A 25,293-nucleotide genomic window follows, 5' to 3' on the forward strand; every position below is an offset into this window, starting at 1 on the left:
TCATGTCGCTGATTCACGAAATCGATTTCGGCACGCCGCGCTCTCCCTCGCAGACCATGGTGACGCTGTCGATCGACGGCCAGAGCGTCACCGTGCCGGAAGGCACTTCGATCATGCGCGCGGCGATGCAGATCGGAACGCAAATTCCCAAGCTCTGCGCCACCGACATGATGGACGCGTTCGGCTCGTGCCGGCTGTGCCTCGTCGAAGTGGAAGGCCGCAACGGCACGCCGGCGTCCTGCACCACGCCGGTGGCGGAAGGCATTTCCGTCCGCACCCAGACCGAGCGCCTGAAGGCGCTACGCAAGGGCGTGATGGAGCTCTACATCTCCGACCATCCGCTCGACTGCCTGACCTGTTCGGCCAATGGCGATTGCGAATTGCAGGACATGGCCGGCGCGGTCGGCCTGCGCGACGTGCGCTATGGCTATAAGGGCGAGACTCATCCCAATCCGGGCGTCGACGACTCCAATCCGTACTTCACCTTTGACGCCTCGAAATGCATCGTCTGCTCGCGCTGCGTGCGGGCCTGCGAGGACGTCCAGGGCACCTTCGCGCTGACCATCGCCGGCCGCGGCTTCGGCTCGGTGGTGTCGGCGGGGATGCAGGAGAGTTTCCTCGGCTCCGAATGCGTGTCCTGCGGCGCCTGCGTGCAGGCCTGCCCGACCGCGACGTTGAACGAAAAATCGATCATCGAGATTGGCGCGCCGGAGCATTCGGTGGTGACCACCTGCGCCTATTGCGGCGTCGGCTGCTCGTTCAAGGCGGAAATGCGCGGCGAGGAAGTGGTGCGGATGCTGCCCTACAAGGACGGCAAGGCCAATCGCGGCCATTCCTGCGTCAAGGGCCGCTTCGCCTGGGGCTACGCCACCCACAAGGAGCGCATCCTCAACCCGATGATCCGCGAACGCATCACCGATCCGTGGCGCGAAGTGTCATGGGACGAGGCGTTTTCCTACGCCGCCTCGGCGTTCAAGCGGATCCAGGCGAAATACGGCCGCGACGCAGTCGGCGGCATCACCTCGTCGCGCTGCACCAACGAAGAGACCTTCCTGGTGCAGAAGCTGATCCGCGCCGGCTTCGGCAACAACAATGTCGATACCTGCGCCCGGGTGTGCCATTCGCCGACCGGCTACGGCCTCTCCACCACTTTCGGCACCTCGGCCGGGACGCAGGATTTCGATTCCGTCGAGCACACCGACGTGGTGCTGATCATCGGCGCCAACCCGACCGACGGCCATCCGGTGTTCGCCTCGCGCTTGAAGAAGCGGCTGCGGGCCGGCGCCAAGCTGATCGTGGTCGATCCGCGCCGCACCGACATCGTGCGCTCGGCGCGGGTCGAGGCGGCGCATCATCTGCCGCTGAAGCCCGGCACCAACGTCGCGGTGCTGACCGCGATGGCGCATGTCATCGTCACCGAAGGGTTGGTCGACGAGGCCTTCGTGCGCGAGCGCTGCGATTGGGACGAGTTCGAGGGCTGGGCCAGCTTCGCGGCGCTGCCGCAGAACAGCCCGGAGCAGACCCAAGGAGCGACCGGCGTCGATCCGACCGAGCTGCGCCAGGCGGCGCGGCTGTTCGCCACCGGCGGCAACGGCGCGATCTATTACGGGCTCGGCGTCACCGAGCACAGCCAGGGCTCGACCACCGTGATGGCGATCGCCAATCTGGCGATGGCCACCGGCAATATCGGCCGGCCCGGCGTCGGCGTGAATCCTTTGCGCGGCCAGAACAACGTGCAGGGCGCCTGCGACATGGGCTCGTTTCCGCACGAACTGCCGGGCTATCGGCATATCGGCACCGATTCGGTGCGCGAGAGTTTCGAGGCGCTGTGGGGCGTGCATCTCAACAAGGAGCCGGGCCTGCGGATTCCCAACATGCTCGACGCCGCGGTCGACGGCTCGTTCAAGGCGCTCTACGTGCAGGGCGAAGATATTTTGCAATCCGATCCCAACACCAAGCACGTCGCCGCCGGGCTCGAGGCGATGGAATGCGTCATCGTCCACGACCTGTTCCTCAACGAGACCGCCAACTACGCGCATATCTTTCTGCCGGGCTCGACCTTCCTGGAAAAGAACGGCACCTTCACCAATGCCGAGCGCCGCATCCAGCGCGTCCGCAAGGTGATGACGCCGCGCAACGGCTTGGAAGACTGGCAGGTCACGCTGGAACTGGCCAAGGCGATGGGCTATCCGATGAGCTACGAGCATCCCTCGCAGATCATGGACGAGATCGCGGCGTTGACGCCGACCTTCGCGGGCGTCTCCTACGCCCGTCTCGACGAGCTCGGCTCGATCCAGTGGCCGTGCAACGACAATGCGCCGGAGGGCACCCCGGTGATGCACATCGATCACTTCGTCCGCGGCAAGGGCAAATTCGTCATCACCGAATATGTCGCCACCGACGAGCGCACCGGGCCGCGCTATCCGCTGCTGCTGACCACCGGGCGGATTCTCAGCCAGTACAATGTCGGCGCGCAGACCAGGCGCACCGCCAATGTGGTGTGGCACGACGAGGATCGGCTGGAGATCCATCCGCACGACGCCGAGCAGCGCGGCGTCCGGGATGGCGATTGGGTGCGGCTGGCGAGCCGCGCCGGCGAAACCACGCTGCGCGCGCTGATCACCGAGCGCGTCGCGCCGGGCGTCGTCTACACCACCTTCCATCACCCCGACACCCAGGCCAACGTGATCACCACTGAGTATTCCGACTGGGCCACCAATTGCCCGGAATACAAGGTCACCGCGGTGCAGGTGGCGCCGTCGAACGGTCCGTCGGAGTGGCAGAAAGCCTATGACAAGCAGGCCCGCCAGGCGCGCCGCATCGCCTCCAGCATCGAAGCCGCGGAGTAACAGCCCTTGGTGCACGACCCCGTTCAACACGTCTCCCGACGGATCTGGCGCGACAGCGGCTTTACGCAAGGTAGCCGCGCGGTGCCGGAAGAGACCGCGGTGGCGCTGACCTATAATGGCGGTAGCTACGCGGTGATGATGGCGACGCCGCGCGATCTGGAGGATTTCGCGGTCGGCTTCAGCCTGAGCGAAGGCATTGTGAGCTCGGCCGCCGAGATCCAGTCGCTCGAGGTGGTGATGCTCGACAACGGCATCGAGCTGCGGATGTGGCTGTCGGGCGAGATCGCGCAGCGGCTCAGCGCGCGGCGGCGCAATATCGCAGGCCCCACCGGCTGCGGGCTGTGCGGCATCGATTCGATCACCCAGGCGCTGCGCCCGGCGGCGATCGTCGCAACGCAGCGGCAGTTTTCGCCGCAGCAGATCATGGCGGCGATGCAGGCGGTGCCGGCGCTGCAAGCGCTCAACGTCGAGACCCGCGCGGTGCACGCCGCGGCGTTCTGGTCGCCGTCGCGCGGCATTGCGGCATTGCGCGAGGACGTCGGCCGCCACAATGCGCTTGATAAGCTTGCCGGCGCGATGGCGCGGCAGTCGATCGCAGCCGCCGACGGCATGGTGGTCTTGACCAGCCGGGTCTCGGTTGAGATGGTACAAAAGACCGCGGCGATCGGCGCGCCGGTGATCGTCTCGGTGTCGGCGCCGACCGCGCTGGCGATCCGGATGGCGGAGACCGCCGGCATCACGCTCGCCGCGATCGCCCGCGCCGATGGGTTCGAAGTGTTCACCCATCACGACCGCATTGCGCCAGGAGAAGCCGCCGATGTCGCCTGATCGATTGGTCCACATGGCCAACCAGATTGGCACCTTCTTCCGCAGCCAGGGCCCCGACATGGCGGTGGCCGGCACCGCCGAACACATCCGAAAATTCTGGGATCCGCGGATGCGCCAGGCGATCCTCAAACATCTGGAGGCCGGCGGCGCCGGCCTCGATCCGCAGGTGCGCGACGCGGTGGAGGCGCTGAGGCCGCCACCGAGCTAACGAGTAACGACAGACCGACCCACCAAGGGCGGCTGCAGGGGAGGGACACTCATGACCACGATCGAAGGTGCGCGCAAAATTTCCGGCGCAAGGCCGGGACTACTCGACCGCGAGCGGATCATCGCGCAGGCCGGCTACAATCGCTGGCTGGTGCCGCCGGCCGCACTCTGCATCCATCTGTGCATCGGCATGGCCTATGGCTTCAGCGTGTTCTGGCTGCCGCTGTCGCGCGCCGTCGGCATCAACGCGCCGAAGGTCTGCACCGACATGAGCATCTTCCAGGAGCTGGTCACCACCAGCTGCGACTGGCGGGTGGCGAGTCTGGGCTGGATGTACACGCTGTTCTTCGTGCTGCTCGGCGTCTCCGCGGCGATCTGGGGCGGCTGGCTGGAACGTTCCGGCCCGCGCAAGGCCGGCTTCGTCTCGGCGCTGTGCTGGTGCGGCGGCCTGGTGCTGGGCGCGATCGGCATCTACACCCACCAATTGTGGCTGCTGTGGCTCGGCTCCGGCGTGCTCGGCGGCATTGGGCTTGGGCTCGGCTACATCTCGCCGGTCTCGACGCTGGTGCGCTGGTTTCCGGATCGCCGCGGCATGGCCACCGGCATGGCGATCATGGGCTTCGGCGGCGGCGCGATGATCGGCGCCCCGCTCGCCAACATGCTGCTGAATTACTTCAAGACCCCGACCGACGTCGGCGTCTGGCAGACCTTCCTGGCGATGGCTGCGATCTATTTCGTGTTCATGATGATCGGCGCGTTCAGCTACCGGATTACGCCGGCGAACTGGCGCCCCGACGGCTGGACCCCGCCGGAAAAAGCCAACGCCTATATCACGGCGCATCAGGTGCATCTGCGCGACGCCCACAAGACCCGGCAGTTCTGGATGATCTGGGCGGTGCTGTGCCTCAACGTCTCTGCCGGCATCGGCGTGATCGGCATGGCCTCGCCGATGCTGCAGGAGATCTTCGCCGGCAAGCTGATCGGATTGCCTGAGCTGAGTTTCAACCAGCTCTCGGTCGAACAGAAGACCGCGATCGCGGCGATCGCTGCGGGCTTCACCGGGCTGTTGTCGCTGTTCAATATCGCCGGGCGATTCTTCTGGGCCTCGCTGTCGGATCATATCGGCCGCAAGAACACCTACTACACCTTCTTCGTGCTCGGCATCCTGCTCTACGCGGCGATCCCGACGTTTGCGGCGATGGGCAGCAAGGTGCTGTTCGTGGCCGCCTTCGCGGTGATCCTGTCGATGTATGGCGGCGGCTTCGCCACCGTGCCGGCCTATCTCGCCGATATCTTCGGCACCCAGTTCGTCGGCGCCATCCACGGCCGGCTGCTGACCGCCTGGGCCACCGCGGGCATCATCGGCCCGGTGGTGGTGAACTACATCCGCGAGGCGCAGATCGCGGCCGGCGTGGAGCGCGCACAGGTCTACGACTTCACCATGTACATCCTGGCCGGGATGCTGGTGCTGGGACTGATTTGCAACGCGCTGGTGCGGCCGCTCGCCGACAAGTGGTTCATGAAGCCGGAGGAGGTGCTGGCGCTGCAGGCCAAGGGCGCCACCGTGGCGAGCGGCGGCTCGCACGGCATCGGCAAGGGCGGCCTCGATGCCCGCACCGCGGCGTTCTGGGCGTTCGTCGGGATTCCGCTGGCCTGGGGCGTGTGGATCACGCTGCAGAACGCGATCAAGATCTTCTGATCGAGCGCGAGACGGCCGGGGCGGCGGCAACGCCGGCCCGGCAGGTGGGATCGTCGAAAGCCGATCCCGCCCCTCTCAATCCGGTGGATCATCATCCAACGGCAGCGACGTCGCTGAGCCACTCGCGAAGGATCTGAGGAGAATCGGCTGCATCAGTGCTCTGCCATCGCACGCTGTGCGGCAGCACTAATGCCAAAGTGAAGGGAGCTTCGCAGAACGCGATGCCCTCGTATTGGGTGAAATTTTCAAAGCGGGCGCGCACGCCGCCTGGCAGCGGCACAAGGCTCGCAACCTCGAGCAGCCGGAACGGCACCGTCAACCCGCAACGCAGCGCCTTGGAGAGCGCTTCCTTGAGGCACCACAGCAGCAGCAGGCGCTGATGCTCGTCGTAAGGCAGCACGGCCTGCGCCAGCGCCCGTTCGCGGGGCGTGGTCTGCTCGCCGAGGGCGGATTGCGCTTCCGGCGCGGCGCGTTCGAGGTCGACCCCCATGGGACACGCCTCGGGGTGCGCCACGGCAATCGCCGCGGTGCCGGCGTGCGACAGCGTGACCTGCAGATTCGACCGGCCCGGCACGACCGCCACCGGCTGCTGCAGCAGGCCCGGCAGCACGCTGATCTCGCGGAGGGAAACGCCCGGCGCGAGAACGCTCAAAGCGGTCTTGGCCGCGCGTCGCCCGGCGAGGAAAGACTGCCGGCGGCTTGGCGCGAGGCGGTCGGTCAGCAGCGCCTGTTCGTCGGGACCGAGGACGTCGCGCGCGTCGGCCTCCAGCGCTGCCAGCGGTGCGGCCACCAGCGAAGCCGCGCAGCTGAGCGTGCGGCTGCCTTCGTGCAACACGAAGGTTGCGCCCCGCTCGATTCCTGGAAACGCTGCGCCGGACGCCATCATCTCAGGCCGACGCCACGGCCGGCGCCGGCTCCGGCTGGTCGCGGTGGCTGAGCAGCAGATAGAACGCCGGCACCACGAACAGGGTGAACAGCGTGCCGATCGCCAGACCCGTGGCGATCACCAGGCCCATGTTGAAGCGCGAATTGGCGCCGGCCCCGGTGGCGACGATCAGCGGCGTCACGCCCAGCACCATCGCGGCCGTCGTCATCAGGATCGCGCGCAGCCGGATGGTGGCCGCCTCGATGATGGCATCGTGCTTGCTGCGGCCTTCCTCGCGCAAAGTGTTGGCCACCTCCACCATCAGGATGCCGTGCTTGCTGACCAGGCCCATCAGCGTCACCAGCCCGACCTGGGTGTAGATGTTGATGCTGGCGCCGCCGACGCCGAGCCAGATGAAGAACAGTGCTCCGGCGAGCGACATCGGCACCGAGACCAGGATCACCAGCGGATCGCGGAAGCTGTTGAACAGCGCCGCCAGCACCAGGAAGATGATCAACAGCGCCAGCGCGAAGGTGGTGACGAAGCCGTTGGATTCGTTCTCCAGCTGCCGTGACGACCCCGCGTAGTCGTAACTGTATCCCGACGGCAGCGCCCGGGCGGCGACCGCCCGCAACTCGGCCAGCGCGTCGCCGTCCGACACGCCCGGCATGGCGATGCCGGAGATGGTCGAGGCGTTGAGCTGCTGAAAATGGTTGAGCGACTGCGGCACCGTCTTCATCTCGATCCGGGCGATGGTGGAGAGCGGGACGGAGGTGCCGTCCGCGGCCCGGATATAGTAGTTCAGCAATTGGTCGGTGTTGAGCCGATGCTGCTGCATCACCTGCGGGATCACCTTGTACGATCGTCCGCCGAGGTCGAAATAATTCGCGTAGCTGCCCCCCAGCATGGTCGACATCGCAGCGCCGACGTCGGTCATGGTCAGGCCGAGCGACGCCACCTTGTCGCGGTCGAAATGGATGCTGGCGTGCGGCTGGTCGATCTTCATGTCGCCGTCGAGAAAGATGAACTTGCCGCTTTTCATGGCTTCGCTGAGGAAGTTCTCCGACGCCTGATAGAGCCGCGCATAGGAATCGTTGGATTTCAGCACGAACTGGATCGGCAGCCCGCTCGAGCCCGGCAGCGGCGGCAACTGAAAGGCGGCCACCCGCACCCCGGCGATCTTGTTGAACTCCTGCTGGATCAAGGGAGCGAGCGCCAAGGCCGACTGGCTGCGCTGGTCCCAGGGTTTCAGCACCCAGCCGCCGATCACCTGACCGGGCATGTCGATCTGGAACACCAGGTCGGTCTCCGGCCGCTTGTCGAGAATGCCGTAGATCTGCTGCACATAGGTTTCGCGCTGCTCCAGCGTGGCGTTCGGCGCCGCCGACATCATGGTCAGGATCACGCCCTGGTCCTCCGGCGGCGCGAGCTGCGAGGTCGAGTGGGAATACAGCCAAGTAACGCTCGTCAGCACCACGGCGCCGAACAGGATGGTCAGCGGCAACAGCCGCAGCGAGGCGGTCAGCGCGGTGCGATAGGCCCCGGTGACGGACCTCATGGCGCCGTCGATGCCGCGCACCATGCGGGCCTCAAGCGTGCGCGCCGACGGATCGTGCGGTGCGAGCAGATGGGCGCAGCTCATCGGCGACAGCGTCAGCGCCACCACCGCCGACACCAGCACGGCCGCCACCAGCGTGAAGGCAAATTCCGTGAACAGCGAGCCGGTCAGCCCGCCCTGGAAACCGACCGGCACATAGACCGCGATCAGCACCGCGGTCATCGCGATGATCGGACCGGACAGTTCGCGCGCCGCGGTGATCGCGGCGTCGATCGGCTTCAGGCCGAGCTCCATATGGCGGTTGACACCCTCCACCACGATGATGGCGTCGTCCACCACCAGACCGATCGCGAGCACCAGGGCAAGCAGCGTCAGCAGGTTGATGGAGAAGCCGAGCACCAGCATCAGCGCGAAGCTGCCGATCAGCGACAGCGGGATGGCGACGATCGGGATGAACACCGAGCGCCATGATCCGAGGAACGCAAACACTACGAGGGTGACGATCAAGGCCGCCTCGAACAGCGAGATCACCACCTCCCGGATCGAGGTGTTGACGAACTGCGTGGCGTCGTAAAGCACGGTGCCGGACAGGCCGCTGGGCAGGTCCGAGAGGATGCCGGGCAGCGTCTGCCGCACACCCTGAATCACATCGAGCAGATTGGCCGAGGGGGCGACCTGGATGCCGATATAGACCGCGGACTTGCCGTTGAAGCTGGTCCGGGAGTCGTAGTCGTCGCTGCCCAGCGAGACGTTCGCCACGTCCTTCAGGCGGATCACGGCGCCGCCGACGGTCTTGATGATGAGGTCGCGAAACGCCTGCACCGACTGCATGTTGGTGGCGGCGGACAGTTTGACCTGAACCAGCCGGCCCTTGGTGGTGCCGACGCCGGAGATGTAGTCGTTGGTCTTGAGCGCGCTCGCCACGTCGGTGGCGGTGAGGCCGAGCGAGGCCATCTTGTCCGGATCGAGCCAGGCGCGCAGCGCGAAGTTCTTGCCGCCGAGGATTTCCGCCACCTGCACGCCGGCCACCGCCTGCAGCTTCGGCTGCACCACGCGGGCGACGTAATCCGTCACCTCGTTCTCGGCCAGCACCGTGCTGGAAAAGGCGATGTACATCGCATCGATGGTGGCGCCCATCTTCAGCGCGAGGATCGGCTGCTGGGTGCCGGCCGGCAACTGATTCAGCACCGAGCTCACCTTGGTGCTGATCTCGGTCAGCGCATTGCCGCTGTCGTAGTTCAGCCGCAGATGCACGGTGATCGCGCTGACCCCGGTCTGGCTCGACGAGGTCATGGTGTCGATGCCGTTGGCCTGGGCGATCACATTCTCCAGCGGCGAGGTGATGAAGCCCGCGATGATGTCGGAATCGGCGCCCGCATAGGTGGTGGTGATCGTCACCACGCCGTTCTGCATCTGCGGATATTGCAGGATCGGCAGCGAGAACATCGCGCGCAGGCCGATCACCAGGATCAGCGCGCTCACCACCAGCGAGAGCACCGGGCGCCGCACGAAAAGGTCGGTGATGGGCATCGTCCGCTCCTGTCAGTCCGACACTTTGGGATCGAGCTTGGCCTCGGGAATGTTGTTGTTGTCGATCACCACCGGCGTGCCGTTGCGCAGCTTGATCTGGCCGGCCACCACCACCGTCTCGCCTTCCTTCAATCCGGAGACGACGGCGACGAAGTCGCCGCGCGCCTGCCCGAGCTTGACGAAGGTCTCCCGCGCCACCAGGCCTTTGCCGTCGGCGCCCTTGTCCAATACGAACACGGTCGAACCGTAGGGATTGGAGACGATGGCGGTCTGCGGCAGCGTCACGAATTTTTCGGCCGCGTCGATCTCGAGCGCGACCTTGGCGAACATGCCGGGCACCAGCCGCCCGTCCGGGTTGTTCAACACCGCGCGCACTTTCACATTGCGGCTCCCGGTCTCGACCTTGGCGTTGATGGCGCTGACGGCGGCGGCGAACTCCTGCCCGGGAAACGAGTCGACCTTCACTTTCGTCGGCTGCCCAACCTTCAGGCGGCCGAAGAATTGTTGCGGCACGAAGAAATCGGCGAACAAGGGATCGAGCGCCTGCAGCGTGACGATCGTCGTGCCGGCGCTGAGATATTGGCCGAGATCGACGCCGCGGATTCCGAGACGTCCCGCAAAGGCCGCCGTCAGGCTGTATTGCGCGACCAGCGCCTGCTGTTGCGCCACCAGAGCCTTGGCGTTCTTGAGATTCGCTTCGTCATTGTCCACCGTGGCCTGGCTCACGGCCTTGATCTTGAGCTGCTCGGTGTCGCGCTTCAGGATCAGGGCGTTCACTTCAGCGGTGGCCTTGAGCGAGTCGAGCTTGGCGGCCTGGTCGTCGGCGACCAGCCGCAGCAGCGGCGCGCCGGCCTGCACGGTGTCGCCGGATTCGAACGACAGCGATTGCACGATGCCGGAGACTTGCAGCGCGAGATCCGCGCCCTTGGAGGCGCGCAGCTCTCCGACCAGTTCCATGGCCGGTTGCCAGGTCTGCATCTGAGCGGTCTGCGCCGCCACCGTCTGCGCCGGCGCGCCGCGATGCGCCGGGGCGTGACGGCCGGGGATGCCGTGCTTGACGACGTAGTACGATGCTCCCGCCAGCAGCGCGACCGCAAGCAACCCGATGACACTCTTTTTACTCACCGGGGGCGCTCCATCTCGGGGTCGGGCGCCGGCGATGGCGCGGGTTCGTTGATCACGCCGTCTCGGGTTGCGGACAGCGCGGGGCCGTCCGGTCCCTGGAAGTAACCGCCGTTGCGCGGGAACGCCTCCCGGGTTTCGTCGAAGCGATGCCACCATCCGCCGCCCAACGCCTGGAACAGCGCCACGGTGTCGGCATAGCGCATCGCCTGAGCCTGGATCCGCAAGATGACGGCGTTCTGGTAGGTCTGCTGCGCGGTGATGATGATGGCGTAGCCGATCGCGCCGGACTTGAACTGCTCCTGCGCCATGGTCAGGCTGTCCAGCGCGGCTTTCTCCGCCAACGACTGGGCGCGGAGCGTGGCTGCATCGAATTGCACGGCGCGCAGCGCGTCCGCCACGTTCTGGAAGGCGGTGATGATGGTACCTTGGTAGAGCGCGTAGTCCTGCTCGAAGCTGGCGACGCTGGCCTCCTTGGTGCGATAGGCCTGGCCGCCGTCGACCAGCTTCTGCCCCAGGTTTGCCGCAAGGGTGAAGGCGGCGCTTTGCGGCGTGAACAGCTGCCCGACGGTGAGCGCGTCGGTTCCCGCCGAGGGCGTAATGGTGAATTGCGGCAGCAGGTTAGCGATGTTGACGCCGACCAGCGCCGCCGCCTGATGCAGCGTCGCCTCGGCCTGCCGGATATCCGGCCGCTGCCGCACCAGATGCGCCGGCAAACTCACCGGCAGCTTGCGCGGCAGCCGCAGGCTCGACAGATTCACGCTCTCGCCGCGGTCCTGGCTGGGGAGCCGGCCGAGATAGGCCATCAGCTGATTGCGGCCCTGAGCTAATTGCTTCTGCAGCGGTGGCAGCGTTGCCTGGGTCTGCGCCAGCGTCGCGCGCTGGGCGAGCACTTCGGCCTGCGAGTTGGCACCCACTTCGAACTGCCGCTGCACGCGCTGCAGCTGATCGGTCTGTGCCTTGATGATGGCCTGCGAGGCCGCGATCTGCGCCCGCAGCGAGGCGTCCGAGATCGCGGAGGTCACCACATTGGCGGTCAGGGCCAGATAGGTCGCCTCCATCTCGAACCGCCGATACTGCGCCAGCGCTTCGGCGGATTCGACCTGCCGCCGCAGACCGCCGAACACATCGAGCGTGTAGCTGACATTCACCGTCGCGTAGTAGAGGTTGTAGATCGACGGCGCGCCGGTGGTGCCGCCGGCGGCGGCGGGCACCTGCTGGCGTGTCGCCGATCCGACGCCTGCGATCTGCGGCGCCAGCGCGCCCCGGGTCTGCAGCGCGGTTTCACGCGCCGCGCGCAGCGCATATTGGGCGGCCCGCACAGTCGGGTGGTTGTGCACCGCCTCCTCGACGAAGGCGTTGATCTGCGGAGAGTTGAACTCCCGCCACCATTGCCCGCCGATTTCGAGGCCATCCACAAACCGCTGCGACGCGCTGCCGGTGATCTCGCTTGCCATCGCCGGCCGCAACCCGGCCTGCGGGGTGTAGCCGCTCACATCCGGCGGCAGCGGCGGTTCAAAGTCGGGCCCCACCATGCAGCCGGAGAGCAGCAGCGAGCCCGCGACCGCCCAGATCCGCCGGAGCGGCGCGGCCGGAGCTAAGCCGCATCGACCTGAGCTGTGCTCGTTGTTTCCTCTGTGGCGAATCGCTGGTGCTCCCATGCGTGATCCTATCCGAACGCAGCGCGTGGGCGGGCGAGAAAGCCGGCGATCGCCGCGGCCGTCTGTGCGGCAGCCGTCCCTGACAGCATCGACACATGATCGCCCTGGATCGTGCGCACACCGCGAATGCCATCGACCAGGCGGGACCAGCCCATGTCGGGCGCCGACACGATGGCTCTATCGGTTTCGCTGAGGTCGCCGCCGCGCAGCGACGAGGCCCGCACCAAGTACATCGGCAGATCGCGCGGCGCGCCCGGTGCGGGGGCATAGGCCAGGAACGCATCATAGAGCGCGCGGCTGGCGCGATAGCTGCGGCCGAGCCAGGCGGCATCCGATTCCGGGGCGATCAGTCCGGCGTCCAGCATCCGCGCCGTAGCAAACTCAAAACGGGCTTCGGTGTCGAGCGGCAGCAGGTCGTCGATACCAAGGCGCAACGCCGTGCCGTGGTGTCGTGCGCGCACGCCGGCCATTCGCAGCAGCCATTCCGCCTCGGCGCGATCGGGGTCGCGCGGCAGGATGGAGTGGCTGCCGAGCGGAGCGGGCGTGTCGATGATGACGAGGCGTTCGGGCGGCGTGCCGCGCGCGGCGAGCTGGCACGCCATCTCATAGGCGACGATGCCGCCGAACGAATAGCCGCCCAGCAGCCGCGGGGCGGCATGGCCGCGGCGGGCCAGCGCGGCGAGATTGGCCGCAGCCAGCGCCGCCATCGAGCCGGGCGCCTGCTGTCCGGGCTCCAGCCCGGGCGCCTGCAGCGCCCAGAATGGTGTTGTCGGCGGAAAGGCACGGGCGAGGTCGAGGAAAGCGCTGACATCGCCGGCGATCGGATGCACGCAGACGAAAGGCTCGCCGCGCCCGGCGGTGAGCGGCACCACGGCATCCCAGACCGCGACTGTTGTCAAGGCACGGGCCAGCGCCGCGGCGCTGCGATGCTCGATCAGCGCGGTGACCGGCACCGGCCGTCCGAGGCTCACAGACAGGCGAGCCGCGGCGGTCGCGAGGCCGAGCGATGTCAACCCGGTCGCCAGAACATCTTCCGCGAGGCCCAGTCGGCGGCCGATGATGCTCGACAGCACGTCGAGAACGGCCTGCTCGGATGAGTCCGGACGGCGCGGGCGGAGCGGAATCGGTGCGTCGCTGTCGGCGGCCTCGCTGGGCTTCATGGCGATCGCGCGAGCGGCGGGAGCGGCAGCGGGCAGCGGCATGGTCAACACCGACCGATCGATGGCGCCGGGCAGCGCGGCGAACACGGCAGCGAATTCATCGATCATCCGCTCGCCGGTCGCTTCGGCGATGCCGTCGGTGTCCGGCAGCACCATCGACAGGCCGACGCGCTCGCCGGGCACCACCACGCCGGTGAGGCTGTAGGCGGACTTCAATGCGTTGTAGACACTGTCCACCCGCAGCCCGCCCGCGCCGGTCCAGGCGTCGGAGCCGGACGGCATATTTTCCACCACCAGCAGCGTATCGAACAAATCCGATGCGCGATCGCCGAGGCCGGCCGCCTCGACGATGTCCGTCAGCGAGACCTGCGCCTGACTCTGCAGCGCTGCGATCTGCCGCTGCATGTCTTCCGCGAGGCCAAGCACCGCGCTGCCGGCATCGAACCGCAGCCGCACCGGCAGGTTGTTGATGAACAGGCCGACCATCTGCTCCACGCCCGGCACCTGCGGCGGCCGGCCAGACACCGTGGTGCAAAACACGGTGTCGCAGCAGCCGCGCCGCGCCGCCGACCACAGGCCCCAGGCCAGATGCGCCAGCGCCGCGATGGTGAGTCCGCGTCGCCGCGACAGATCGCGTAGCGCCTTGCTGTCCTGCGCCGACAGCTGCCGCCGAACGGTGACGTAGGACGCCGCCCCGTTACCGGGCGGACAAAGCGCCGGCTGCGACGGCACTGCTTCGAGCAGCGGCACGAAGGCCTCGCGCCTCCCGGCCCGTTCGACCGTGCCGCTCCAGGCGATGAAATCGCGAAAGCGCGCCGGCGACGGCAGCGCTGGCGGGATGCCGCGGCGGAACGCCTCGTAGGCAGAACGCGCCTCCCGCTCCAGCTGGGCGAGGCACCAGCCGTCTGCCAGCATGTGGTGGAAGCTGGCGATCAGGTAGGACTCGCTGGCGCTGACGCGGATCAGGATCAGGCGTGCGAGCGGACCGGCTTCGAGGTCGAAGCCGACAGCGCGGTCCTGCGCCAGACGCTGCTCGAGCCGCTCGGCGCTGAAGGCGGGCCAGCTCTCCAGCTCCACGGGCGGACGGGCTAATCGGCGGACGAGTTGCAGCGGACGGCTCAATTCGCGCCAGCAAAACACCGTGCGCAGCACCGGATGGCGGTCGAACACCAGCGTCCAGGCCTTGCGCAAAGCGGTAATGTCGAGCGGGCCGCGAAACCGCATGCAGCTCTGCTCGAAATTCACCACCGAGTCTTGCCGGCTCAGCGAATGCAGCAGCATCGATTGCTGCATCGGCGACAGCGGATAGATGTCCTCGATGTCGGTAGCCGTTCCCGCCACGCGGTCCAGCGTCGCGGCGTCGAGACCGGCGAGCGGAAAGTCCTCGGGCGTCAGCAGCGGAGCCTTTTGCTCCCGGGCCCAGCTGGCGATCGCGAGGAGCGTGCCGGCGATTTCTTGCAGAATCGTCTCCGGCGCCTGGGCCGCAGACGCCCCCGACCAGGCGAGAGCGATGCGCCCCCCTGTCACCCGCGCCGTCAGGCTGGCGCGGACCGAGGGGGAGAAGACCGGGGTGTGAGGATGCAGCCGGATTGCCGGGTCCTGCGCCGGGGCCGGCAGGATGGCCAGGCCGATCGACGCTTGAGCCAGCCGGAACGCCGACCGCACCGCGTTGAAGGCAAGGCCCAGCGGTTCGGCGCGTTGCCGCGCTGACTTGGCGTCGCGCAGGCGAAGGCCGAGCGCGCGCCCGGGCGCGCAGGCGCGTAGCGGCAGCACGGCATCCAGATTGGCGATCAGACCGGCCGCTCCCGGCGCCCCCTCGGGCAGGGTGCGGCGGCCGTCGATGACCTCGATGGCCGCAGCGCCGCCCAGCGCCTCGCCGAGAGCGACCAGCAACACGTCCAGCAGCGCGACGCGGAGCCGGCCCGGCAGGTCCTCCAGCAAGATCCGCGACGTGCCGCCGTCCAACAGCAGATGCGCCCGAGCCACCGAGGGATCCGTCGCATCAAGCAGGACCGGCGGAGCATCGACCTGCGCGGCTTCGCAGGCCATCGCCGCTTCGCGCACCACGGAGCTCGCCGCATAGCCCGCGAGCCAACCGAGCCAATGCGAAAAGCTCAGCGGCGGAGCCGCCGGACACGCGCTGTCAGGGCCCGCCGCCAGGGCGGTTTCGAGCTCCGTTGCGAGCAGCAGCAGCGCGCGGTCGTCGGCCACCGCCTCGTGCAAGGCGAGCACGACGGTGCAGCCGGCGCCCGACGAACTCTCCTGCTTCACCAGCGTGGCCGCGATGGTGACGCCGGCCGCGAGGTCGATGCCGCGCGACAGCCGGCTGCTGGTCTCCGCGATCCAGCGCTCGAAATCGTCGAGCGTCCCGGCAGGGACGTCGACAAAGCGCACCGGCACTGCGGGCAGAAAATCCGAGACGGCGATGGAACGTCCGCTCGCATCCTCCACGACGACGAAGCGAAGCGCGTCGTGCCGCTCGGCCAGGCGCTGGATCGCATAGCCGACATCCACGGCGGAGACCTTCGGCCCCACCGCGATGCTGACGAAGCGGCACGGATTGCGGTCGTCACAGGCGGCGGCGACCAGCTCGACGCTCAGGCGGGCGCCATGGCTCTCTGCCTGCACCGCCCGCTTGCGGCGGATCGCGATGGCGGCGAGACCCTCGATGGTCGGCTGCTCGAAGACGTGCTTCAGCTCGATGTCGAGGCCGGCCTCATAGGCGCGCGCGACCAGCCGGATGGTGAGGATCGAATCGCCGCCGACATGGAAGAAATTGTCCTGCACGCCGACCGGCCCATGGCCGAGCAGATCGCCCCAGATCCGGGCGAGAATTCGTTCTTCGGGCGTGCGGGGTTCGACGAGTGCGTCGGACTGTGTATCGGTGACGTCGACCGGCGGCAGCGCGCGCGGATCGACCTTGCCGTTCGCAGTCAGCGGCAGACGGTCCAGAATGGCATAGGCCTGCGGCAAGAGCTGCCGCGGCAGGCGCTCCTGCAGATAGTTGCGTAGCTCCGCTGCGGTGAGCGCCGCGCCCGGTTTTGCAGTGACGTAGGCCACGAGGTCGCGAGCGCCGCTCGCCCGACGGGGGGCGATCACCGCCGCGGCTCCGACGGCGGGATGCAGCGCCAGCATCGCTTCGATCTCACCGAGCTCCACGCGAAAGCCGCGGATCTTCACCTGCTTGTCGGCGCGGCCGAGGAACACGATGTTGCCGTCCGGTCGCCAGCGGCCGAGGTCGCCGGTGCGATACATCCGCGCATCGGCAGCGGACGCGAACGGATCCGGGCGAAAGCGCTCGGCGGTCAGCTCCGCGTCGCCCATGTAGCCCAGCGCCAGCCCGTCGCCGCCGACCCAGATCTCGCCCACGAGGCCCGGCGGCAGCGGCCGGCCGGCGGGGTCCAGCAGATAGGCGGTGCTGTTGGAGATCGGCGTGCCGATCGGGATGCTCAGCTCGTCGTCGCGCAGGCCGTCGATATCGAAGCTGGTGCTGAAGGTGGTGTTTTCGGTCGGGCCGTAGCCATTGAGTAGAACGAGTCCCTGCTCGCGGCCGGCCGCCAGAACCGCCCGCGCCGCGACCGGATTGACCACGTCACCGCCGGTGACGACGAGGCGCTGGCCGGCAAAAGCGGAGGGGTCGATGGCGGCGATCTGCTGGAACAGGCCGGCGGTGACCCACAGCAGCGAAATCCGCGCCTCGGCCAGGAACAGCCGCAGCGCGCGCGGGTCCATCACCAATGTGCGATCCACCGGCAGCAGCGTGCCGCCATTGAGCAACGGAAGCCAGATCTCCAGCGTCGAGGCATCGAAGGCGGGATTCGAATAGACCGCGGCGCGCAGCCCCGGCGCCGCGAGGCCGCGCGCGCGCGAAAGACGCACGATGGCGCGATGCGGCACGCACACCGCCTTGGGCGCGCCAGTGGAGCCGGAGGTGAACATCACATAGGCGGGACTTGCCGCGTCCACCGCACATCCCGGATGCGGATCTGCGGTCTCGGCATCGGCCAGCAGCCTGCTCCAGTGCAGCGTGGTGCATCCCGGTATGTCCAGCGCGGTGTCGAGCACGATCGCGTGGCGGGCTCCGGCGCAGCTGGCGCGGAGGTCGCGCTGCTCGGCAGGATACGACGGATCGAGCGGCGCATAGGCGGCGCCCAGCGCCAGCACCGCCAGTTGCGCCTCGATCAGCGCCGCCGAGACCGGCAGCGCAACGATGATCACGTCGCCGGCCGCTACTCCCTCCGCGGCGAGTATGGTGGCCAGCCGGCGCACCCGCGCGGCGAGTTCGCCGTAGGTCGACGAGATGCCGTTGTCTTCGATAGCGACCGCGTCGGGATGCAGCGCCGCATCCCGAAAGAACAGATCGATGGCGCTGGCGTCGCGCTCGTAGGGAAGCGCGCTGATGTTGAAGCGACCAATCAGCGCCGCGCCGTCCACCGGCGAGAGCAGCGGAATTTCCAGGACTGATTGCTCCGGCTGCGCAGCCAGCGCTGCGGCGATGCGGCCGAACCAGCCGAGCAGGGCGTCGATGGTTTCGGCCTCGAACAGGTTGGCGTCATAGCGGCACCACAGCCGCAGGCCGTCGTCCGAGGCGGCATAGACCAGCGACAGCTCCGCCTTGGCTTGCTGCTCGAGCTGTTCCGGCAGGATCTCGAAACGCGTGCCGTCCTGCGCGGTGATGGGAGCAGGCGGTGTCTCTGCGGCTCCGAATAGCACTTGCATAAAGGGCGCCGCCTCGCCGTGCCGCTCGACGCCGCTCGCCTCCACGATCCGTTCGAACGGCAGGTCGCGATGCGCCATCGCGGCGCGCAACGCATCCCGCACGTCGGCAAGCAGTGCTGGGAAGCGCGCATCTGCGCCCACCACCGCCCGGATCGGCAAGGTGTCGACCATCAGGCCGATCAGTTCCGCGAGTTCGGGGCGATCGCGCTTGGAGGCCGGAATGGTGACGACGAGATCGTCCAGGCCGCTCCATCGCCGCAGCACGACGAACAGCACAGCGAGATACAGGCTGAATTCGCTGCTGTTGTGGAGCCGCGCCAAAGCCGCGAGGCCTGCAGACACGTCGCCTGGCACATGCAGATGCGCCTGAGCCGAGCCGGCGCTATCATTTTCGCCCGGCCGCCGGTCATAGGGCAGGTCGAGCCGCGCCGGGGCGCCGCGCAGGGCCTCGCGCCACGCCGCCATGGCGGCGTCCGAAGCGGGGCCGGCGGCGTGCTCCTGCTCCCAATCGGCGAAATCGGGAAATTGCAGCGGCAGAGCGGGGCGGGTGTCGCTGCGTCCCGACAGCACGTCGTCATAGGTGCCGGTCAGGTCGCTTAGAAACAGCTCGAGCGAGGCGCCATCGCAGACGATGTGATGAAACACCGCCACCAATGCGGCGCCGGCATCCGACGCCATGAGCAGGCAGAACCGGGCGAGCGGCCCGGCCGACAGATCGAACGGCTCGTCCACCATGGCCTGCGCCCGCACCCGCAGTTCCGCCTCGAAGGCGTCGCTGGCAAAGCGGAGTTCGGTTTGAACTGCCGGCGAGGGGAACGAGCCGTCATCGGCCACGGTCTGCACCGGCGCGCCGTCCACCAGCGGAAAGGCCGCGCGCAAAACATCATGGCGCCGCACCACCGCATCCAGCGCGGCGCGTAGTGCGTCAACATCGACCTGGCCGGAGATGCGCACGAGCAGCGGCATCGCGAACAGCGTCCGTCCCGGCCGCAACAGCTCCGCGATCCGGATCTGGCGTTGGCCGAACGACAGCCCCGCGATGTAGCCGTTCGCCATCAGCGGCATCCCGGCGGTGGGGCGACGGTCAAGTTGGTAGCTCCACCCGGGTGCGTGGACGCACCGTCAAGGCGGGGCCCGGGGCGACCTTGTCCGAGGCCGCATTCAGCCGGTCCGCCAGCGCGGACAGTTGCGGCGCCTCGAACAGGTCCGCCAGCGTTGCCGGAAGCGCGAGATCCCGGCGCACCCGGGCGATCATCCGCATGGCGAGCAGCGAGCTGCCGCCAAGCGCAAAGAAATGGTCGTGGCGGCTGACCCTGGCGCCACCGAGCAGTTCGCTCCAGATCGCGGCCAGCGATGTCTCCAGAGGCCCTTGCGGCGGGGCTTCACTGGCCTCGGACAGGGTGGCGCGAGGCAAAGCCATGGTGTCGACTTTTCCGCTCGCAATGCGCGGCAGGCGTCGATGTCGCACGAAGGCTTGCGGGATCATGTAGGCGGGAAGTTTTGTGGCGAGTTGCCGGCGCAACTCGGCGTCACCGGGCGTGTCGGATCCGGCGCCGAGATGCGCCACCAGGCGCGCCGGCTGCCCGTCGGTCTGTTCGACCACCACGGCGGCTTCCAGAATGCCCGGCTGGGTCTGCAGCGCCGCTTCGATCTCGCCGGGCTCGATCCGATAGCCGGCGACTTTGACCTGTCGGTCGCGACGGCCATGGAACGACAGCCGCCCATCGAAGCCGAGTGAGACCTGATCACCGGTGCGATACGTCGTGCCACCCAAAAGCGTAGTCCGCAAGTCGATGCCCAGCGCTGCGCCCACATAGGCCCGCGCCACCGCCGGCCCGGAGATAATCAGTTCGCCGACCGTTCCGAACGGGCAAGGCCGCCCTTCGCAATCGACCACATGCAGGTAGGTGCCGGGGATAGGATGGCCGATCGCGACGCTGGTGCCGGTGGTCTCCGGCCGACAGCGCTCGACGCAAACCCAGACGGTCGCTTCGGTAGGCCCGTATTCGTTGCACAGCACGGCATGCGGTGCACCGCGCGCATGAGCTGCTACCAGCGCCGGTGGGCAAGGCTCGGCAGCCACCTTGGCCATGCGCACGCCGGGAAAACCCTGCGGGCCGGCGGCGTCGAGCAGCATCGCCCACAGCGACGGCGTCATGCAGACATGGGTCGCGTCGGCGCTGCGGATCAGCGCGACCAGCGCATCGACATCGCGCGACGCGGCGGCATCGGGCATCACCAGCGTGCCGCCGTCGCACAGGGTGCAGAACAGTCCGGTCACCGATCCGTCGAAAAACAACGGGAACGTCAGCAGGAAACGCGCGATCGGCAGGTCGGCATTCTCCGCCGCGCTGGCGGCGACGTGATAGCGCAGATTGTCGTGGCCGACGCTGACGCCCTTCGGCCGCCCGGTGGAGCCGGAGGTGAAGATCACATAGGCCTCATCCGAAGCCGCCGGTCGCTTCATCGTTTCCAGAGCAGACGATTCCGGCGCGATGTCCTCCACCATGATCGTGGCGATGCCGGAAAATGCTGCGGCCGACGCGCGGCGGGTCACCACCGCCGCGACGCCGGCGCTGACAAGGATCATCGACCGCCGCTCGGCCGGCGCATCGGGATCGAGCGGCACATAGGCCGCGCCGCTCCACATAATGCCGAGGACGGCGGCGACCGCCTCCGGGCCATGATCGAGCATCACGGCGACACGCGCGCCGGGCTGCACACCGGCAGTAGCAAGCCGCGTCGCAAGCGCGGCGGCACGGGCGCCGAGCTCTGCATACGACCAGACACGGCCGTTCGCCCGGATCGCAGGCGCGTCCGGCTGCGCGCTCATCTGCGCGAGAATCAGATCCAGCACCGTGCCCGCCGGTGTGGGCAGCGCCCGGCCTTGCAGCGCGGCTTCAATACGCGTCTGCAGCGGCTCCGGCATCAAGTCGAGCGTGTTCGCCGCGGCGTCGAGCTGGGCGGGTAGCAGCCGCAGAGCGGTCGCGAGCATGTCGAGAAGTTGGCGCCCCTCCTCAGCCGAGACGTGCTGGTGGTCGAACATCAGGCGGAGCTCGAAGTTTTCGCCGATCTCCACCATCAGATTGAGCGGCATGTCCGGCAGCGTGACGTCGCCGCTGGCGGCGATCTCTAGGCCGGCCGCCCGGAACGCCGTGGCGAGCGCCAGCGGATAGGTCTGAACCGCGATCAGGCTGCGCAGCGGCAGCGCATCGCTCGGCAGGCCGAGCAACTCGCGCATGGTGTCGAGGCCCAGCGGCCCAGCCTCGCGGCCCGCGGCGCGGGCGCGCTGGAGTTCGGCCAGCCATTGCCGCAGCGGCGTGGTGTCGCGGTGGACGCGGCTCGGCAGCACGCCGATCTGCGGTCCGACCATATGGGTCGAGCGATCGCCCAGCAGTTCCGGCGGACGCACCGTCTCCACGCAACCGAACACCACGTCGTCGGCACCGCTGCTGCGCGCCAGGACGAGGGCCCACGCGCCTTCCAGCAGCGTGCTCAGTGTCAGTCGCTCGGCTCGCGCGACCTGATCGAGGCGTTCGGCAACATCGGCGGGAAGTACGCTCGCCACCTCGCCGATGCGCGGCGCCGATATCGCGGAGCTGCGGATCACGGTGTCCGGCGCATAGCCGGCCAGCACCGCGCTCCAATGCCGGTTCGCGGCAGCGACATCGCGGCCCTGCCACCATTCGACATAGCGGCGGAAGGAAACGGCGGGCGGAATTGCTCCGCCTCGGTAAAGCGTCAGCACCTCATCCAGGATGTCGCCCAGCGACCAGCCATCGACCGTGAGATGATGGCGCGTCCACACCAGCAAATGGCGCTCCGGCGCCAGCGTCAGCAGCCGAACCCGCATCAACGGCGGTCGCCGCACATCGAACGGGTGGGCGCGATCATCCGCCAGCAGAGCATCAAGGGCGGAGCGCCAGTCGTCCTGCGCGGTCCAGTCGATTCGCTGCACCTCGAAGGCCGGGGCGGCAAGGACCATCTGAGTCGGCGCGCCCTTGAGCTCCCAATGAAAGCCGGTCCGCAGCGCCGCGTGGCGTGTCACCACGGCCGCCCATGCGGCGCAAAACCCAGCGGCATCGAGCGGGCTGGTCAGCAGCGCCCACCATTGGCCCATGTAGAGAGGTTGATCGGGATAGCTGGCGCAGCGCACCAGCATCGCGCGCTGCATATCGGTCAGGCCGTAGATGTCTTCGATCGGACCTCGGGCCAATGATTTGCCTTTGAAAAGCAGAATGCAGCGCACGCGGCCTGTTCGCACGTCACAGGCGGGAAGAAACTGTGGTCGACCTCAAGTCATGATTCCGCGCCGAAATGCCTGGAATCGCCCTCGCGCCGCGACGTGTCGGTCGCGCGCGAATCACCACCCGACCCGCAACCTGGCATCTTGATACCAGCATTTGCGAGCGACTTGCGCGATAGTTGGCGGCGGTCATCGACCGCCGCCGGAATCGTCAGAGGCTTTCGATGTAGAAGCCTTCGCCCTTGATGTCGCCGTCGCAAAGCTTCTGCAGCTTCTCGACGATTCCGCCGCCGTCCTTGGCCCGCGGATTGGTGGACATCTTGTCGAAAGCAGCTTCGCTTTCCCACACCGTGGCGACGCCATACATCGACGGGTCCTTCTTGGACTTCATCAGTCCAAAGCCGACCAGACCTTCGATGACGTCCTTCGGCTTCTTGCCGTCGGTAGGAAGCATTTCCTTTTCGAGAAGCGCGCGCGCGTCCTTCTCGCTGCCAGCCTTCACGTGACAACGGGAGATTGTCATAAACATATTAGCCATGGCGATTCCTCCATCAAAAGTTGTAGAAGCCGGCTTACAGCTAGAGAAACTGAATCGCAACTGGGATATTTTCTTTTATTATCAGTATTTTCACGTAATCATTTCAAAAGATAAATAAAGCAATTAAAAATTGTGTCTTGCTAAAACGATCAACTATCAATTGCGAATCACGCCTGGCATGCAGAGTGTCGCGGTATGTTGATAACGCAAGCCGCCTTACCGCGATGGGTCGGTGGGCCTCCGAACAGGGGATGGGAATGGCGGATCCGAACTCAGCGTGGCGCCGAATCCGTCGTGCGGATGGGGAACGTCCGATCACGCGCGGGGGCGGAGCGTGGCCGCTTGGCGGCGATCGGCGTGCGCCTGCCGGGCTCGTGACCAACGCAGCACCAGCCAGGCGCCCGCCCCGCAGATCCCGTTCTCCCTCAGGCGAATGGCGAGACGACCGGAAACAGATTGCCGCGGATCGGCGCGCCGACGGCGAGATCCACCTCGAATCCCTCGGCCAGCAGCCGATCGACCACGGTACGGCCGTGAGGCGCAAGCACCGCAGTTTCGTCGACCCAGCGCGTGACCATGCGGCGGCTGTCGTGCGTCAGGCTATTGCCCGCGGAGCCATGCAGCGTCCTGGCGTGGAAGACCAGGCAATCGCCTGGCTCCATGTCCCAGCTCAGGATGTCGTAGTCCTCGCGGCGCGCCTCGATGTCGGGCACGCGGGAGAACGTTTCGCGCGCCGCGATATCGAACTGCCCATGGTAGCGGGCGTAGAATTCTTCCACCGCCGGCAGGTCGCTCTCGGCGCTCTCGAAGAAATTGGCCGGCATGAACAGCTGATTCCAGCGGTGCGAGCCGCGCACGAATTCAAGCGCGGCTTGGCGCGGAATCCGGTCGAGCGTGACCCAGACCGAGCAGAACGGTCCGAGCACGACATTGTCATGGTGCCAGGGCGTGCGCGCCTGCGTGCCGGGACTCTTGGAGAACCAGGTGTCCTGCAGCAGTCGGACGGTGCCGGTGCGCAGGCAGCGGGCGGCGATCGCGGCGGCCGGCGACTCCAGCGCGAAGGTTTCGAACTGCGGGATGATCCGGCGCGACCAGATGTCGGACTGAAACGCGCCCTCGCCCTCGGGCGAAAAACTCTGGAACATCGGGCTCGGGGTCTCGCGATTGCGCCGGATGCCTTCCGCCGCAAGCTCGACCCAGTGCTGTGCGAAGGCGCCGCGCAGGCAGATCGCGCCGTCGCGGTCGAGCGCCTGGATCATGTCGTCGCCAATAGCCGCGGTCGGATTCGGCATGCAACCTCCTGCAATCTTTCGCGGCAAAACATCGGGTTCGGGGTGCCGGCTCGCGGGCGACCACCGGCAGAGCGAAGCGCCGGGCGTGCTGCCGAGCGGGCATCGAACACGACGCACGCAAGATGCGGCGCATCGCAGCGCACTGTCCAGCCGCGATCCGTCTCGTGACGACGATTTTGTCGAGGCCGAACATCCAATCCGACCACGCGCCCGCGATCCTGCACTGGATCCGGCCGATCGCGGACGCACCGGTGGTGGTCTGCTTTCCGCATGCGGGCGGCAGCGTGCTGTCCTGCATGGGCCTCGCAGCCGCACTGCCTGATCATCTGGCCATCGCCACGGTGGCGGTGCCGCGACAAGAGGTCGGTGGGCCGGTTGCGGGTCCAAGACGGATCGCCGCTGCCTTGGCCGAAGAGATCGCGCTGGCATTGGGCGATCGACATGCCGGGCTGACGCTGCTGGGAAACAGTTTCGGCGCCTTGCTCGCCTTCGAGACGGCGGTTGCGCTGGAGCGGCTCGACGCTCCCGTCCCCCAGCGGCTGCATCTTGTCGTCTCGGGATTTCGTTCGCCGAGCCGGCCACCGTGCGACGCACCGCTGCACCGACTGCCCCGTGCGGTGTTGTTGGCCGAGTTGCGCGACTGCTTCGGCGCCGTCGGGCCGGACCTCGACGATCTGCTCGGCGAAACGCAGGAAGCGGAATTGCGCGCGGACATCGCGGCTTGCGAGACCTACCGGATCGGCGATGCGCAGCCGCTGCGCAGCGCGCTGTCGGTGATCCGGCTGCTCGCCGATCCGTCGGTGTCCGACCAGGAATACCAAGCGTGGCGCGACGTCTGCGCAGGCCCGGTCCGGTTCTGCGCGCTCGACTCGGGACACTTTCCCTGGACCGCCGCGCCATCCGCTCTCGCCAACCTTGTGAGCGGGCTGATCGCGGCCACGCGCGCTGTTTCCTCGCCACCCGAACCGGCGTTGGCCGGGCGATCCATTCACCAGTCAGCACAGAAATCCTGAGGTCGC

General features: G+C 67.6%; 13 protein-coding genes. 5 read left to right on the plus strand and 8 right to left on the minus strand.

The genetic code is table 11. The annotated features are described in order from the left end of the window. Window positions 1-2 precede the first annotated feature (2 nt). Genes fdhF through HNR60_RS04010 form a run of 4 tightly spaced genes read left to right on the plus strand, consistent with a single transcriptional unit; the run spans window position 3 to window position 5,583 of the window. Window positions 3-2,849: a formate dehydrogenase subunit alpha gene (gene fdhF, locus HNR60_RS03995; protein WP_184254549.1), complete on the plus strand. Its 2,847-nt coding sequence runs from the start codon at window positions 3-5 to the stop codon at window positions 2,847-2,849. A 9-nt stretch (window positions 2,850-2,858) separates the two neighbouring features. Continuing rightward, the gene (gene fdhD / locus HNR60_RS04000) at window positions 2,859-3,677 is read left to right on the plus strand and encodes a formate dehydrogenase accessory sulfurtransferase FdhD (RefSeq protein WP_184254552.1); all 819 of its coding nucleotides are present in this window, start codon (window positions 2,859-2,861) and stop codon (window positions 3,675-3,677) included. After that, window positions 3,667-3,885, plus strand: a complete 219-nt coding sequence (locus HNR60_RS04005; RefSeq protein WP_184254555.1) for a formate dehydrogenase subunit delta — start codon at window positions 3,667-3,669, stop codon at window positions 3,883-3,885. Before fdhD ends, HNR60_RS04005 begins: the two co-directional genes overlap by 11 nt. A gap of 51 nt (window positions 3,886-3,936) precedes the next feature. Continuing rightward, window positions 3,937-5,583 carry an OFA family MFS transporter gene (locus HNR60_RS04010; RefSeq protein WP_184254557.1) on the plus strand — a complete coding sequence of 549 codons (1,647 nt, stop codon included), beginning with the start codon at window positions 3,937-3,939 and terminating at the stop codon, window positions 5,581-5,583. A gap of 91 nt (window positions 5,584-5,674) precedes the next feature. Here HNR60_RS04010 and HNR60_RS04015 read toward each other — a convergent pair whose 3' ends face one another. From HNR60_RS04015 to HNR60_RS04050, 8 genes are all read right to left on the minus strand, one after another. Then, complete coding sequence (locus tag HNR60_RS04015) at window positions 5,675-6,469, minus strand: 4'-phosphopantetheinyl transferase family protein (protein ID WP_184254559.1); 795 nt, start codon at window positions 6,467-6,469, stop codon at window positions 5,675-5,677. A gap of 1 nt (window position 6,470) precedes the next feature. Continuing rightward, on the minus strand, window positions 6,471-9,536 hold the full coding sequence (locus tag HNR60_RS04020; protein WP_184254561.1) for an efflux RND transporter permease subunit: 3,066 nt from the start codon (window positions 9,534-9,536) through the stop codon (window positions 6,471-6,473). A 12-nt stretch (window positions 9,537-9,548) separates the two neighbouring features. Then, window positions 9,549-10,661 (minus strand): efflux RND transporter periplasmic adaptor subunit, encoded by a 1,113-nt coding sequence (locus HNR60_RS04025; RefSeq protein ID WP_184254563.1) that lies wholly within the window; start codon window positions 10,659-10,661, stop codon window positions 9,549-9,551. Then, window positions 10,658-12,319 carry an efflux transporter outer membrane subunit gene (locus HNR60_RS04030; RefSeq protein WP_184254565.1) on the minus strand — a complete coding sequence of 554 codons (1,662 nt, stop codon included), beginning with the start codon at window positions 12,317-12,319 and terminating at the stop codon, window positions 10,658-10,660. Before HNR60_RS04030 ends, HNR60_RS04025 begins: the two co-directional genes overlap by 4 nt. An 8-nt stretch (window positions 12,320-12,327) precedes the next feature. Next, on the minus strand, window positions 12,328-19,254 hold the full coding sequence (locus HNR60_RS04035; RefSeq protein ID WP_184254567.1) for a non-ribosomal peptide synthetase: 6,927 nt from the start codon (window positions 19,252-19,254) through the stop codon (window positions 12,328-12,330). A 28-nt stretch (window positions 19,255-19,282) separates the two neighbouring features. Beyond that, on the minus strand, window positions 19,283-22,447 hold the full coding sequence (locus HNR60_RS04040; RefSeq protein WP_347339303.1) for a non-ribosomal peptide synthetase: 3,165 nt from the start codon (window positions 22,445-22,447) through the stop codon (window positions 19,283-19,285). Between the two features lie 208 nt (window positions 22,448-22,655). Then, the gene (locus tag HNR60_RS04045) at window positions 22,656-22,898 is read right to left on the minus strand and encodes an antibiotic biosynthesis monooxygenase family protein (protein WP_041802982.1); all 243 of its coding nucleotides are present in this window, start codon (window positions 22,896-22,898) and stop codon (window positions 22,656-22,658) included. Window positions 22,899-23,407: 509 nt separating this feature from the next. After that, on the minus strand, window positions 23,408-24,274 hold the full coding sequence (locus HNR60_RS04050) for a phytanoyl-CoA dioxygenase family protein (RefSeq protein ID WP_184254569.1): 867 nt from the start codon (window positions 24,272-24,274) through the stop codon (window positions 23,408-23,410). Between the two features lie 164 nt (window positions 24,275-24,438). Between HNR60_RS04050 and HNR60_RS04055 the strand changes: the two genes are divergently transcribed. Further along, entirely contained in the window at window positions 24,439-25,287 is an 849-nt protein-coding gene (locus HNR60_RS04055) for a thioesterase II family protein (protein ID WP_347339304.1), read from the plus strand. Window positions 25,288-25,293: the final 6 nt, after the last annotated feature.

Source organism: Rhodopseudomonas rhenobacensis, from assembly GCF_014203125.1.
GTDB classification, from domain to species: domain Bacteria; phylum Pseudomonadota; class Alphaproteobacteria; order Rhizobiales; family Xanthobacteraceae; genus Rhodopseudomonas_A; species Rhodopseudomonas_A rhenobacensis.